This is a genomic window from Streptomyces sp. NPDC056231 (assembly GCF_048270745.1).
Taxonomy (GTDB): Bacteria; Actinomycetota; Actinomycetes; order Streptomycetales; family Streptomycetaceae; genus Streptomyces.
In genome coordinates this window covers 1-13885 of the sequence record NZ_JBLVKW010000047.1, presented here as the reverse complement: position 1 = coordinate 13885, position 13885 = coordinate 1, and the positions used below count along the sequence as shown (strand labels likewise).

Annotated in this window: 16 protein-coding genes; 13 read left to right on the top strand and 3 right to left on the bottom strand. The window is 69.6% G+C overall.

Going from position 1 to position 13885, the window contains the following annotated elements; all coding sequences use genetic code 11:
• Positions 1–629: 629 nt before the first annotated feature.
• From ACNPQM_RS29045 to ACNPQM_RS29035, 3 genes are all read right to left on the bottom strand, one after another.
• The gene (locus ACNPQM_RS29045) at positions 630–917 is read right to left on the bottom strand and encodes a hypothetical protein (protein ID WP_418086293.1); all 288 of its coding nucleotides are present in this window, start codon (positions 915–917) and stop codon (positions 630–632) included.
• Positions 918–1554: 637 nt separating this feature from the next.
• Positions 1555–2208, bottom strand: coding sequence for a YdcF family protein (locus ACNPQM_RS29040; protein ID WP_418086292.1), 654 nt, complete (start codon positions 2206–2208; stop codon positions 1555–1557).
• The gene (locus ACNPQM_RS29035) at positions 2205–2993 is read right to left on the bottom strand and encodes a GntR family transcriptional regulator (RefSeq protein WP_418086291.1); all 789 of its coding nucleotides are present in this window, start codon (positions 2991–2993) and stop codon (positions 2205–2207) included. Before ACNPQM_RS29035 ends, ACNPQM_RS29040 begins: the two co-directional genes overlap by 4 nt.
• Positions 2994–3617: 624 nt before the next feature.
• On the opposite strand from ACNPQM_RS29035, the gene ACNPQM_RS29030 reads away from it, so the two are divergent.
• From ACNPQM_RS29030 to ACNPQM_RS28970, 13 genes are all read left to right on the top strand, one after another.
• Positions 3618–3926 carry a hypothetical protein gene (locus ACNPQM_RS29030; RefSeq protein ID WP_418086290.1) on the top strand — a complete coding sequence of 103 codons (309 nt, stop codon included), beginning with the start codon at positions 3618–3620 and terminating at the stop codon, positions 3924–3926.
• Positions 3923–4207, top strand: coding sequence for a DUF6303 family protein (locus ACNPQM_RS29025; protein WP_418086289.1), 285 nt, complete (start codon positions 3923–3925; stop codon positions 4205–4207). The genes ACNPQM_RS29030 and ACNPQM_RS29025 overlap by 4 nt, the downstream gene beginning before the upstream one ends.
• A complete protein-coding gene (locus ACNPQM_RS29020; protein ID WP_418086288.1) occupies positions 4204–5208 on the top strand; it encodes a DUF2637 domain-containing protein in 1005 nt (334 codons plus the stop codon). The genes ACNPQM_RS29025 and ACNPQM_RS29020 overlap by 4 nt, the downstream gene beginning before the upstream one ends.
• Complete coding sequence (locus ACNPQM_RS29015; protein WP_418086287.1) at positions 5205–5543, top strand: RRQRL motif-containing zinc-binding protein; 339 nt, start codon at positions 5205–5207, stop codon at positions 5541–5543. Before ACNPQM_RS29020 ends, ACNPQM_RS29015 begins: the two co-directional genes overlap by 4 nt.
• A gap of 73 nt (positions 5544–5616) precedes the next feature.
• Positions 5617–7194 carry a hypothetical protein gene (locus ACNPQM_RS29010; protein ID WP_418086286.1) on the top strand — a complete coding sequence of 526 codons (1578 nt, stop codon included), beginning with the start codon at positions 5617–5619 and terminating at the stop codon, positions 7192–7194.
• Between the two features lie 2 nt (positions 7195–7196).
• Entirely contained in the window at positions 7197–9278 is a 2082-nt protein-coding gene (locus tag ACNPQM_RS29005; RefSeq protein ID WP_418086285.1) for a hypothetical protein, read from the top strand.
• 310 nt (positions 9279–9588) lie between these two features.
• Positions 9589–9960: a hypothetical protein gene (locus tag ACNPQM_RS29000; protein WP_418086284.1), complete on the top strand. Its 372-nt coding sequence runs from the start codon at positions 9589–9591 to the stop codon at positions 9958–9960.
• A gap of 11 nt (positions 9961–9971) precedes the next feature.
• The gene (locus ACNPQM_RS28995) at positions 9972–10145 is read left to right on the top strand and encodes a hypothetical protein (protein WP_418086283.1); all 174 of its coding nucleotides are present in this window, start codon (positions 9972–9974) and stop codon (positions 10143–10145) included.
• 17 nt (positions 10146–10162) lie between these two features.
• Complete coding sequence (locus ACNPQM_RS28990; RefSeq protein ID WP_418086282.1) at positions 10163–10351, top strand: hypothetical protein; 189 nt, start codon at positions 10163–10165, stop codon at positions 10349–10351.
• Positions 10352–10439: 88 nt separating this feature from the next.
• Positions 10440–11342 (top strand): bifunctional DNA primase/polymerase, encoded by a 903-nt coding sequence (locus tag ACNPQM_RS28985; RefSeq protein WP_418086281.1) that lies wholly within the window; start codon positions 10440–10442, stop codon positions 11340–11342.
• Between the two features lie 203 nt (positions 11343–11545).
• On the top strand, positions 11546–11689 hold the full coding sequence (locus ACNPQM_RS28980; protein WP_418086280.1) for a hypothetical protein: 144 nt from the start codon (positions 11546–11548) through the stop codon (positions 11687–11689).
• Positions 11686–13224 (top strand): YfjI family protein, encoded by a 1539-nt coding sequence (locus ACNPQM_RS28975; protein WP_418086279.1) that lies wholly within the window; start codon positions 11686–11688, stop codon positions 13222–13224. The genes ACNPQM_RS28980 and ACNPQM_RS28975 overlap by 4 nt, the downstream gene beginning before the upstream one ends.
• 301 nt (positions 13225–13525) lie before the next feature.
• Positions 13526–13768 carry a helix-turn-helix transcriptional regulator gene (locus tag ACNPQM_RS28970; protein ID WP_418086278.1) on the top strand — a complete coding sequence of 81 codons (243 nt, stop codon included), beginning with the start codon at positions 13526–13528 and terminating at the stop codon, positions 13766–13768.
• Positions 13769–13885: the final 117 nt, after the last annotated feature.

The following is a 13885-nucleotide window of genomic DNA, read 5'->3' as shown; positions in this document are numbered from 1 at the left end:
TCCATCGTCGATGGCGGCGAGAGCGCGAACATCCGCACGCCCCCATGCACCGTGCCCGTCTCTGCGGACGATCACAGCTATCTCGCGAGCGTCACAATCCGGGTTGTCACAGTAAAGATCCATACGCCCGGCATCTTCAGCAATGTCGCAGATGGAGCGGGTAACCGTCTGCCCTCCGCAGAAGTAGCACTGGAAGCGAGCCGCTCCCGCACCAAGGTGAGCCATTGGCTGAGCTTGACGCACCCAGGGAGTGCTGCCCGCTTCCCACTGATCCGGCTCCATGGTTCGCTCCTCGTGATCACTAACAACGCGTCGTCACAGCCTATGGCGCTGACGCACTGGGCGAAGTCTGGTTCAGGTGACTGCGCGGGCGGCGGAGCGGCTTTGGGCTGGAGTTTCAATGACCCAGTCAAGCACCGCCGCGCTCGGATCCCGGAGCACCAGTTTGGAAGATCGCGTACGCGCACTCCACCTGACCAGGCAAGACGCTGACCTGCACGTTCCTCGGACGCTTGCCGAGACTCCCCGTTGTTCCCCGTGGGATGCCGCTCGATCGGGCACGCAGGGGGCACAGGTGCCGTTCTCCCGTCCCGCCGGGCCCACTCGGCCGGTGGCTGCGTCCGGGCGCCTCAGTCGGAATCACGCGCCCAGGCGTACGGCATTTGGTCGGTGGTGTCGATGACCCACGGCTCAAGGTAGCGAGCATGGCAACCCGTGCACCGCGCGACGAACGTTCCGACCTCCGGGTTCGTCATGATGCTGTAGTGCGACGACGGCAGTGCCCGGACCATGTAGCCGTTGGCGGTCGTGTCCAAGGCAGGCCAGCTGGGTGAGCACGAGCAGGGCGCTGTCTTGGCGAACGTCTCGTCCCCGGGCGCATGGTGCGTGCCCTTGAACGTTCTGTAGAGCTTCTTCAATCCCCGCACGGTGTCCTCGCATCCTGTGATCGCCGATTGGGGACGATCACGTGTCCCTCCCCGGAGCGGACACCGTACAGCGGGCCAAGTCACCGGGCTCAGCCCACCACTTACCCCAGCTCCCGTCCCGTCCGCCGTCGACCCACACGTCTGTGGAGCGGGCGTGGTTCATGGCGTCCAGGTGGAGCGCGCCACTGTACGAACGACCTGGACGCCATGGGCCGCGTCTGCTCGGCTCTGCCTGGGTCGATGGCGGACGGGATGGGAGCCCACCACGCTCGCCACGATGTGCCCGCGGCCGGGAACGGCGTCCCCTCCACCCCGGTGCCGGCCGATCCCCCGCCGGAGGCATCATCTTGTGCCCGCGTATGACGACCCGCCCTCGCCCGCATGCACGCAGCGCGCCGCCGGGCGCGGCCAGCCGGGGCGGAGACAGGAGGCAGGCCGCGCCGCAGAGGCGGCGCGCGCCCGCGCCGTGCGCGGGCCTTGATGAAGTAGAGAAACTTTTACCGCGCTCGCACAGTGACGGCTTTCAAGAGCGCTGCGATTGGAGCGGCTTGACCGCGCCTGACCTGCGGCTACGACTCAAAGCGCTTGCACGCGGGAGGTTCAGGCTCATACATGGCCCATAGGCCCCTCACGAGGCTGGGACGAGGCGGCTTGTGAACCCAGCGGCGCACAATCGCTCGTAGGCCAAGGCGACAGGGCCCGGAACCTCTTGCCGAATCATGAACCCCTGCTCCGGGTAGATGAGTAGGCGCTGCTGAGCCCCAACAAGCATGTCAAGGACAAGACGGGGGTCTTTGATCGAGTCGACGTACTCCGTGAGCGTCATCGGCGCTGACGCGCTTACGAACTCAACCTCCGGCCAGAGCTTGCGCGCGGTTGCGTAGGCCCGCCTCTCCTCGTACGGCTTGCTGACAAGCAGTACGGACGAAACGTCGACGCTCCGTTCCGCGAGCAGCGCGCGCGAGAAGTTGATGTTCTCACCCGTGTTCCGTGCGTTCGGCTCGACAAGAATGGCTGAGGCGGGAACGCCCAGGTCCAGTGCCCGTTCCCGATAGTGCTCGGCTTCCCCTCGGGGCATTCGGTCGCGTGTCGTGCGACTTGTGGCGCCAGTGAAGACGATGAACGGAATCAGGCCGCGCCGGTACAGATCTACCGTCACGTCTGCCACACCCAGGTCATGACTGCCAAGTCCGATGGCCACCGAGCAAGGGCGCGGCTTGTGGTGCATCTGCTGAAAGTCCCAAAGCTGCTGGGCATCCGACCACGCCTGCACCGAGATCACTGACCTACTCCTTGTGCCGAATCGGGGACCTTGAAGTCATACGCCCAGGCGAAGCGGCTCGCCGCGTGGATGCCGACGGCGAACTCCACGACGGTCCCGTCAGCGGTGCAGGTAGTGCGGTGAAGCTCCACGACCCACTCGCCGGGTGTCAGCTGGAGTAGCGCAGCCTCCTCCGACGTCGCGGGGCGAGCGAACAGCTCCTCTCGCATGTGATCGATCTCGTAGCCCGCGTCATAGAGCACGCGGTAGCCACCACCCTTGCCTGCTGGCCCCGGCGTCGGGTCAACAAGTCGCGTTCCCTCGACGTGCTCGGGGCGGTAGTAGCTGGTGAGGGTATGCGTCGGCTGGTCCCCCTCCTTCACGAGGCGGGCTCGCGCGTACACCTCAGAGCCATCCGGCAAACCATGCGCCGCCGCTACTAGCGGCGTGGCCGGCACACGGCTGACGTTCTGCGTCTGCTCACCACGCTTGTGCGCGCGGCCCGAAGCCACACGGTCCGCGATGAACGCGACCTCATCACCGTCGCGCCATTTGGCCTTGTCGTACCGAGCGATGCCGAGCCTCTTGAGCGGGGCTTGCTGCCGCACGACGGTGCCGTGGCCTCGGGAAGAGGTCACCAAGCCTTCGGCTTCCAGGGCCTTGTAGGCCGCATGAACCGTGGACTTTGAGCCTTCACCAGCCTCGACCAGGTCTCGGATGTGAGGCAGCTGCTGACCGGGGGCGTACTCGCCCCTCTTGATCTGCTCGGCCAGCTTGTCTGCCAGCTCTCGCCACTTGGGTGCCACGCGAACTCCTCTCAACGAGTCCAGTCAAGCACAGTCCCAGGACTGTTGACAGTCCTGGGACTGTGCGCCATTGTCTTCTCAGACGCACCGCAGTCCTAGGACAGCGGTCGGAGGAGGTCCTTCTTTGGGCTGCTCCTGGCGCCCGGAGGGCCCGTGAAACGGCTCGAAGGAAGCGACTGCCCTTTGAGAACTGAACAGCGTGCCAATCGGCGAGGTGCAACTCCTCGCCCCCGACGACCGGGTGAGTCGTCGGCGACGGTGCCACCTGGTACGCGTCGCCCTGCTGGCGTCAGAGCAGTGACGATGACGCACCGATTCGCAGGCTCGGGACTGGTCGGCCGTGGCAACGGCAGGCCAACGAAGCCCTGTCTCAACTTCGCAGCCCATCGGCTGCGGCCGGTTGCCTGCTCCGCCCGTCCGGCCTGCTGGTCGTACGGGCGGGGTTGAGGGGAGCCGGGACTGACTTCCTCCCTGCTCCACCCGGTGGGAGGCGGCAAATGGCTTCGGTGTTGCAGCGCCGGGGCCACGCGGCCTGACCACACACCCCGTACGGACGGCGCGCAGCCCCGGTGGTCGGACACCGGGGCCGCTATCGGGCCGTCGAACCTGAGGAGAAAACGACCCATGAAGACCATCGTTGCTGGTCGCGAGCCTGTTACCGCGACCGAGTTCATTGAGCTGGCCCTGGGGATCGACCTGGAGCTGTTCACTGGTTTGGCCACGGAGTCCCCGCTGGAGCGGGCCGCGCGGCTGGACGTCGCCCACGAGGTCCTCGCGGACCTGCGGGAGACCGACCCGGAGACTGCGGCCTACGCCGCGAGCCTGCTGCGGACGCTGCCGCTGAAGACGCAGCCCACCAGCCGGCGCCCGCGCCGTACGGTCCGCCGCCCGGCCACGACGGGCGGCGGCGCCGGTTCGGCGGTGGCCGCGTGAAGCACACCGCGCAGTTGTCGAACCGTGGCGGCTGGTGGCGCCTGTACGTCGCGCTGATGGGCATTCCGGGCTCCCAGTGGCCGGAGCACGACTTCGGCCCCGCGCCCGTAGTACCGACGGTGGCCGCGCGTTCACAGGTCCTCGCCGAATTCGGGTACGCGTTCACGGACGGCGCCGAGTGGGAGTGGACGGAGTACAGCGAGACGCCGGACGACGACACCTCAACGGTGAGGCTCGTGGCTTCGGTCCGGGTGCGTTTACTGGACGGGGGCGCGCCGTGAACAGTGTTCAGATCCGTTCAGCGGAGAAGGCACTGTCCGTCGGGACGTGGCTGATCGTGGCCGGGGCGATGCTCTTCTCCATCCTGACGGTGACCCCGCTCATGGAGAAACACACGCCCGAGGGATGGAAGTGGACCGCGCCGATTCTGCCCTTGGTGGTGGACGCCGCGGTCGTGATCGTGGTCCGTCTCGATGCCGTCCTGGCCCGCCTCGGTGGGCATGGTGGCCGGTGGCCGGTCGCGCTGCGGTGGATGACCGGCTGCATGACCCTGGCCCTGAACGTCGCCGACTCCGCGCTGAAGAAAGAGCTGGTCGGGGTGGCCGTGCACGCGGTCGCCCCGCTCCTGCTCATCGTCACCGCGGAGACCGGTCTGGCCTACCGGCAGGCGATCACCGCCGCTCTGACTGCGCAGGAAGCCCGGCAGAAGGCCGAGCAGGCCGAGCGCGAGCAGGCAGCCACCCAGCGCCGCGAGGCGGCTGAGCGGCGGGCCCGTGAGGAACGCGAGCACGCCGCCCAACTGGTGCGTGAGCAGCGCGAGCATGAAGCCCTGCTGGCCCGTGAACAGACGGCGCGGGAAGAGGCGGCGCGGCGTGAGGACCGCGAGCGGGCCGAGGCTCGTGAGCGTGCCGAGCGGGAGGCCGGTGAACGCCGTGAACGCGAGCGTGAACAGCAGCAGGCCGAGCGTGAACGCCTCGAACGAGAGGCCGCGCAACGCCAACTGGCTGAGCTTCGTGAGCGCGAGGAGCGTGAACGCCGTGAACAGTCCGAGCGCCGCGAGCGGGCCGAGCGTGAACGGGCCGCACTCCTAGCGGCCGGCCCCGCTGCGGAGAAGAAGCCGGAGGAGCAGGCCCGGGTAACCGTCCGCGCCGCGTTCGAGGCGGGCCTGTCGGTGCGGGCTGCGGCCGAGCTGACCGGCTGGTCGATCGGCTGGATCTCCACCCGCTACCAGGAACTGCGCGACGACTCGACAACCCCCGCGCTTGAAGGCGCAAGCCAGTGAGTGCTCTGCCGGTCTACCGGTGGCGCCTCGCCCCGCCCGGCTACGCGACCGTCCACCAGCTTCGCGCCCAAGGGCTGCGGCCGGGAGGGCAGGACGTCGCTGCCGTGCTCGAACGCCCGCGTAGGCGCCGGGGCCCGCTGGTCGCCTACCTCTACCGGATCGACCGGGCCAAGCCGGTCCGCCCGATGACACCGGCCAAGTGGGCGGCTCTCGCCAGGGCGAATGCCGCTCAGCAGGTCTGCCCGAACTGCCACAGGGACGCCGGATACCGCATCCCCGGTTCGCTCGGCATGTGCGTGACCTGCGCCTTCCCCGAAGAACAGTGCGCCGCGTGAAAGCCAGCAGGGCCCGGCCCTCTCCACCACAGATCCGGCCGGGCCCTTACTCCCACAAAGGAGTGCACTCAGCATGACGGACACCACCATCACCCCGGTAGTGGCCCCCGAGGCCGCCCCGGACACCAGTCCGCCCCCGACATCCGAGCAGAAGTCCGCACCGGCCGCGGCCGAGGTGGAACACACGCCGGGCGGTTGGCCGGTCGTCCCGCTCGCGGTGACTGGCACCAACGCCACCACGTCCCTGCTCGCCGCCGCCGCACTCGTCGGAGGCCCGGCCGCCCTGGCCGTCGCCGCCACCGGCGCCGTCGTCCTCGGCACCGCCACAGCGACCCGAAAGCACCGTGACAAGAAGAAGTCCCGCAAGGCCACGGGCCGAACGTCGCGCTCTGCGGCCGGTGCTGGGTCGGCTGGCCGGACCGCCCCTCACGGCGGCGCCCGTCGGGTGCCGGGCCAGACCCGTAACGGGAACGCCGGCACCAGTAAGACCGCAGGTCGCGGCCGAGGGAAGTCGGCCCGCAGCGCCGCCGGTTCCTCGCTCGGCACCGGCAAGTCGGGCCGACTGAAGAGCAGCATAAACGGCACCCGGCAGACACCGACCAAGCGCGCGTCCGCCGGGGCCCCGGGCAAGTCGCGGAGTCGTGCGGGGCAGGTCAAGGCGCTGCGGGAGAAATCCCGGCAGTCGGCCCCGTCCCGGGCCTCGCGCCGGTCCGAGACGGCTGGTGCGCGGCGGTCCCTGGCGGATGCCCGCCGGGGCGCGAAGAGCGCGGCCCGGTCGGCGTCCGTGGCCGGTAAGGGGCCGATCGGCCGGTCCGTGAGCAAGGCAGCGGGCCGGGTCGGTACGGCCAAGGGTGCGGTGATCGACCGCAGTCGGAAGGCCCGCGATCAGCGGGCCGCCGGGAAGGTTGCCGCCCAGCGTGACGACGTGCGCAAGGCACCGGCCAGGAAGAAGGCCCGCAAGGCCCTGTGGCGTTCCGCCGCCCGGTTCCAGGGGCGTCGCCTGTTCGCCGCACTGCTGGGCGGGGCGTTGGGGCTGGTCGGCATGGTCTCCACTCCGCTGGGCCGGAAGCTTGGTTGGGCCTGGCTCCAGTACCCGGGCCGTCGCCTGTACGCCCGGATGACCCGCACTGCCGCGGAGCAGCGCGAGAGCCGCGACCGCATCACGCGCGCCGAATTGGTGATCCAGGAAGCCATCGCTGACGCGGAGGCGGCCGACAACAGCGCCGATCAGGTCGGCGACACGGCGGAGCGCCCCATGGGGGCGACGTCGGCAGCACCCACCACCAGTGCGAGTGAGGGAGAGAACGTGTCTGGTTTCCGGTTCGAGGAGTACGCCGCGGAGATGGAATCCGCGGCGGGGCAGTACGACCCCGAGAACGCCATGGAGATCCTGGCCATGGTCGAGGGGCTCCCGGCCGCGCTCACGAGCGTGGCGAACGTGATGCGAGTCCTGGCCGAGCGGGCCGATTCAGAGTTCCCGCTGGAGAAGGACGTCGCGGACGGCTTCAACGACATCTTCGGCGCCGTGATGAGCGCGGTGGCGGTCGCCGAGGACATGGGCCCGCTGTTCCGCCAGTCCCACGAACAGGACATCGCCCGCCACGAGGACCCACGCAACGGGCCCGAGGCCGAGAAGGGATGGAACGTCTGATCATGGCCACCAACACACAGGCCACCAGCGGGCCGGTGTGGGACTGGGCTGCCGGTCACGGACCCGTGACCGGCGCCTTGTCCGCCACCACCGGATGCCTCGCCGTCGCCACCACCGGAGCAGCCACCAGCATGCCCGCAGGCTGGGCCCTCGCCGTCGGCGCCGCCGGCGCGATCGGCCACACCGTCAGCAGTCTGCGCGAACGCCTCTCCGCCCGCACCATCGCCATGCGCTCCGCCTCCTGGCTCATCGGCGCCGGGTGGACCACCTGGGCCATGACCACCGGCCCGCTGACCTGGGCCGCCCTCGGATCCCTCGCCACCATCGGCGTCGGCATTGGTGCCGCCGCCCGCTCCACCCTCCTCTACGAAGAGGCGCGGGAGCTGGAGGCCATCGCCGCCGATGAGCGCCAGGTCGCCCGCGAGCTCAGTGCGGAGCGTCGGGCGATTGCTGCGGAGTGGGTGGACCGGGTTCAGCGGGTCTGCAACATCACGCTGCGCGTCGTCGCGGTGGAGATCTGGCCGACCGGCACCGGCTTCACGATCGACGCCGAACTCCCGCCGGGTGGCACTACCTACGACCGGATCGCGCAGCACTCCGCCGCGCTGTCCGCCGATGCCCGGCTGCCGCACGGCTGCACCGCGGTTGCCTCGCAGGGCATTCACCAGGGGCGGGTCCTGATCGATGTAACCACGGTCAACGTGCTGGTCGAAGAGCGCACCTATCCGTCCGACTACACGCCGCTGTCGATCTACACCGGTATCCCGTGGGGCTACCGCACCAACGCCGAAGAGATCTGCGTCTACCTGCGCGAGCAGTGCGCGCTGGTCGTCGGCCCGACCGGGTCCGGCAAGACGAACATGGTCCACGTCATCCTCGCTGGGTTCGCCCGCACCACCGACGTCCTCACCTGGGTGATCGACCTCAACGCCGGATCCGCCGGCCTGCCCTGGGTCCGCCCGGCACTGGACGCGAACGGGGCCCCCGTGGACGGGGTCCGGCCGGGTATCGACTGGCTCGCCTCGACGTACGAGGAAGCCGTGCTGATGCTCGATGCGGCCTTGGCGATCGGGCTGCGCCGCAAGGTCGCCTATCAGGACCTGATGGCCGAGCGGAACACCGACCAGTTGCCCATCAGCGCGAAGATCCCCCAGATCATGCTGGTTGTCGATGAGGGCGCGGAGATCCTGACCAGCACCGACCGGCGCCTGAAGGAACTCGCGAAGAAAATCCTTGAAGTGATCCGGATGCTGCGCGCCATGGGCATCCGCACCGTCCTGACCGCGCTGGGCGCCACCGGGTCCGTGCTCGGCAATCTGATGATCCGCCGCGAGGCCAAGGCCCGGGTCTGCCTCACCGGTGGGGAAGTCGAAGGGATGGACCTGAGCAAGGTCTTCCCCGGCTCCCGCGGGCTGCGCCCGGACCAGGCGCCCTACAAGGGGGCCGGGTTCATGGGGACGCCGGAGTCCGCGGCGGCGCTGTTCAAGAACTGGCGGATCCTGCCCAACCAGATCCGCGACATCGTCCTCGCCACCTCCGACATGCACCCGACCCTGGACGACATCTCCCGCAAGGCCGCCGGAGATGCCTACGCGAACCGGTGGGACCCGCAGCGCACCGCATGGATGCGGGACACCGCCCACACCCCGGCCGCCGACACCGGGCAGTCTGGCCAGTCCGCGGCAAGGGAGGGGCTGAACCTGTCCGCGCTCCGCAGCGAGCAGGCGGCGCCCGTGGTGGATGAGGACGCGGCCGTGCGCGCGTTCATGAAGCAGATCGACGCTCAGTTCGCGACCGCCCCCGAGCCCGGGGCCACGCCGGAACCCCCGGCCGCGGCGCCCGGGTTGAACCTGTCCGCGCTCCGCGACGGCGACGACGAGGGCGGCCCCGCGTGGGTGGCCGACGCGGTCGCCGCGATCAAGGCAGCGGGCCCGGTCGGCATGAAGCCGTCCGCCGTCGCCGATCTCGTTCGCCGCAGCCGACAGGCCGTGCGAGCCGCACTCAAAACGGCGGCCGAGCGGGGCGAACTGGTCTACCGGGACAACGGACCGCACTCCGTCTACGTCCACCCCGAGCACGCCTGAACGCCTCACAGAGCGCTACTGGCTACTGGCTACTGGCAACTTGCCACTAGCCAGTAGAACGCCCTCCTACTGGCAACCAGGGGCTTCAACAGGCCCTTTTCCGCTTGCCAGTAACCAGTAGCCACTAACCACTACGACCACGCACCGTCACAACGCCATCGGGCGGCACCCACCACCACGGGTGCCGCCCGACGCGTTGAAGGGAGCCCCTTGTGTACCCGGAGACCGCCTACGAGATCACCACCCTCACCCCCCAGCAGCCCACCGGACACGGCCCGATGCTGCCCCACGAGATCCCCCGGGAGTCCAGATGGTCACCCTCCCCGGCGGCATCCGCACCCTGGCCTACACCCCGCAGCAGGCCCCGCCCCCGCCGCCCGTGCCGGTCGCGCAGCCGATCCCGGCATGGGCCAAGACCACCGCCCTGCTCGTACCTACGGTCGGCGGGGGCGTCGCCGCCGCCGGTATCGGAATCTCCTACGCCGCCCCGGGACTGATCGCCATGAGCCAAGCCCTGTGGGCGACCGTCGCCCTCATCGCCGCCGGAGCCATCGGCCTCCCCGTCCTCCTGCGCCTCGCCCGCAGCAGTACCGGTAGCGGGCGGTCGACGACCCACATCACCCAGAACATCACCGCCAGCGGCATGTTCGGCCGCGCCAACGGCACCATCAACCACCGCTGACAGGGCCGGTCATGCCGTTACTCGACTGGCGCGACAACCGCCACTTCGACAAACACCGCGACCTGCCCTGCGTGCTCTGCCGCAGGCCCACCCCGATGCGCTCCCACGACCGCGAACCCGTCCACAAAGTCTGCGCCGAGGACTGGCTCGAACAGCACCCCGAATCCAACCGCTTCCACAACTGACCAGAGAGCAGGAACCCATGCCCAACCTGAAGCCCTACGCGAACCAGGTATCCGACGCCATCGCCCGCCTCAGCGGAATGCGCACGCTGCGCTGCCCGGCGCCCGACTGCGTCGTCCGGGTCCGCTACCGCGCCGTCACCCCGGACGAGGCCAGCCGACTGGCCGCACTCGCCCACGACCACACCCGCCACGGCGCCAAGAAGTAGCTACGCCGAGGGCGGCCCCTGTCTCACGCCAATGATCTGGGGCCGCCCTCGTCTGCCAGCACTCTTCACAGAACTGGAGACATCCAGCATGACCCATGACGCACGTTCCGCGCTGCTCTCCGCAGCGCTCGATGCCGCCGCCCGCGGCTGGGCGGTGTTCCCGTTACGCCCCGGGGGCAAGCCGCCCGCCCTGCACGGTGAGGCATCCTGCCCTGGCACCGGGGACTGCACCACCGGTCACCGCAAGTGGGAGCAGCGCGCCACCACCGACCCCGACCGCATCCACCGGGCCTGGTCCACGGGCCGGTTCAACATCGGTGTCGCGACCGGGCCGTCCGGGCTGGTCGTCGTGGACCTCGACCTGCCCAAGCCCAACAGCAGTAAGGGCACGCCTTGCGGCGTGACGACCTTCAAGGCGCTCTGCGAGCGCACCGGCCAGGAGGTGCCCGCCACCTACCGGGTGCGGACCGCGAGCGGTGGAGAGCACCTGTACTTCACCGCCCCGGACGGCATCCGGCTCGGCAACACGGCCGGGTTCCTCGCCCCGCCGATCGACACCCGGGCTTGGGGCGGTTACGTCGTCGCGCCCGGCAGCACCGTCAACGGGCGTACCTACGACGTACTCGACCCTGCCCCTGTCGCACCGCTGCCCGGATGGCTGCTGGACGCTCTCAAGCCCGTTGAACGCCCCACAGAGCCCCTGCGACTGTCTGTGCCCAAGCGTGGCAATCGGGCTGCGGAGACCGCCCTCGAACGGGAAACCGCGCTCGTGGCAGGAACTGCAGAGGGCGGCCGTGAGGCGCAGCTCTTCGAGAGCGCCCGCAAGGTGGCGCGCTTCGTCGGATGGGGCGACCTCACCCGGCACGAGGTAGAAGAGGCATTTCAGAGGGCAGGTGAGGCGGCCGGACTCCCGGCATCCCAGTCCCGCGCCACCCTGCGCAGCGTCCTGAACTGGTCACTTCGCACCTGCCGGCCGCGGGAGACGACATGAGCCCCCGGCCGAATCCCCATCTGAAATGCCTGCCTTCCACTCCCACCGGCCCCGGCCTCGCCGAACGGGCCCCGGCCCGGTCCAAGGGGGGTGCGCCGAAGGACGTCGCCGAAGGCGTCCCTTCATCTGTTCGCTCTGACCAGCCGGTTGGAGACGGTCGGTACCCGATCGCATGGCTCACGATCAGCGCACCCCGCGGCGCCGTGCCCACCGCCACGAGCATCTGCGAGTGCGGACGCAACCTCTTCGCCGCAGGCCACCGCAAGGCCCTCGCCCTGATCGACGACCACAACCGCCACCGCACCCGCTGCCCCCTGCGCACCACCGAGGAAAGGAACGCCTCATGACCGATCTGTGGGAGGGTTTCAGCGCCCTGGACGCCGAGACCATCACCGGACCCGTGTGGGACGAGCCGGTACCCCTCAACCACCGCCGCGCCCTTCCCGCCTTCCCCGTGCACACCCTGCCGTCGTGGCTGGGTGACATGGTCGCTGCGGTAGCCGAGGAAACGCAGACCCCGGCCGATCTGGCCGGGTGCCTGGCCCTGGGAGTCCTCGCCACGGCGGCCGGCGGCCGGGCCACCGTGTGCGTGCGCGGGCACTGGCGCGAGCCGGTGAACCTCTACACCGCTGTCGCCCTGCCACCCGGCAACCGCAAGAGCGCGGTGTTCGCCCTCATGACCAGCCCCCTACTCGCCGTGGAGAAGACGCTCGTCGAACTCTCCGGTCCCCTGCGGGCGGAGGCCGAGACCACCGCCCGTCTCGCCAAGGCAGCAGCGGACAAGGCCGCGCAGAAGGCCGCCGCGGCCGAACCGGGACTGCGGGACGAACTCACCGCCGAAGCCGTCTACCTCGCCCAGCAGGCCGAAGAACTCACCGTGCCCTGCAAGCCCCAACTGGTCGCGGACGACGTCACCCCCGAAAGCCTCGCCACCCTGCTGGCGGAGCAGGGCGGGAGGATCAGCGTCATGTCCGCCGAAGGGGAGATCTTCGACATCATCGCCGGACGCTACTCCGGGGCCCCGAACATGGGCGTCTTCCTCAAGGGCCACGCCGGGGACATGGCCCGCGTCAACCGCCAGGGCCGCGAAGCCCAGCACATCGAGAACCCCGCCGTGACCATGGGCCTGGCCATTCAGCCCGAAGTCCTGGACGCGATCGGCCGGGTGAAGGGCGCCGACGGCCGGGGCCTGCTCGCACGGTTCCTCTACGCCAAGCCCGTCTCTCTGGTCGGCTCCCGCAACCTCACCCCGGAACTCATCACCGAGGAAACCGCCGCCACCTACGCCCATCGCCTCGGTGGCCTGACGATGGCACTCGCGGACTGGACCGACCCGGCAGTACTCACGCTCAGCCCGGAGGCCGACGCGGTGATGCTGGCCTATCAGAAGGTCACCGAGTCCCGTATCGGCAGGGGCGGTTCACTCGCCCCGATCGTGAAGTGGGCCAGCAAGCGTGACGGCGCCGTGGCCCGCATCGCAGGCCTCCTGCACCTGGCCACCCACCCCGACAATGGATGGGCCCTCCCGATCGAAGCCGCCACCATGGCCGCCGCGACCGAACTGGGTGACTACTTCACCGCCCACGCCCTCGAAGTCTTCGACGACATGGGAGCCGACCCCGCACAGGAAGCCGCCCACCAGGTCCTCACCCACCTCAAGGACCAGCGCCTGTCCGGCTTCACCAAGCGAGAGCTGTTCCGCGGGCTGTCGCGCGGCGACTTCCCCGCCATGACCGACCTGGACCCCGCCCTGCTCCTGCTCGAAGAGCACGGCTGGGTACGCCAGCAGCCCCTGCCGCCCCGCTCTGGACGCGGCGGCCGGCCGCCGTCGCCCCGCTACGACACCCACCCCTCACTCACCCCTCCGCTCGCCGGCGCGTGACAGAACCCCCAACCCGCTGACAGAACTGACACAACCCCCGCACCAGCCCGCTGACCTGCACAAACAGCCGAGATCACGGCTGTGACAAAACCTCCGGAAACTCTGACAGAACCTCCCCGCCCGGAAACGGGCGCTCTGACAGAACCCCCGCCCCGGAGGTTCTGTCAGAGTTTTTCGAGGTTTTGTCACGACGCCGGAAACCAGAGAAATCACAGGTCAGCGGGCTATCAGCGGGGTTCTGTCAGTTCTGTCACGGAAAACCGGCCCCACCACGCCGACCGGACGAACCGAGGAGCTCCCGGTGACCACCACCCGCGCCCCGGCAACCGACCCGCGGACCACCCTGCGCGCCGGACTGCCCGACCGCTATCTCACCCCCGAAGACCTTGCAGCCATGTTCAGCCTCCCGAGCGTCGAAACCGTCTACGCCTGGCGCAAGAAACGGATCGGCCCGCCCGCCATCCGCATCGGCAAGCACCTGCGCTATGACCCTGCCGCCGTCCGCGCCTGGGTCGACAGCCTCACCGAGGCCGACGTCGCCTGACGCGGCAGCACGCAACACGACCCCCATCACCAGCGGCCGGGGCGGGGGGCCCCGGGGGGGGGGCCCGGGGGGGTGTAAAAAAAAAAAAACACCCCACACCCGGGTGAGAAAGGGTGG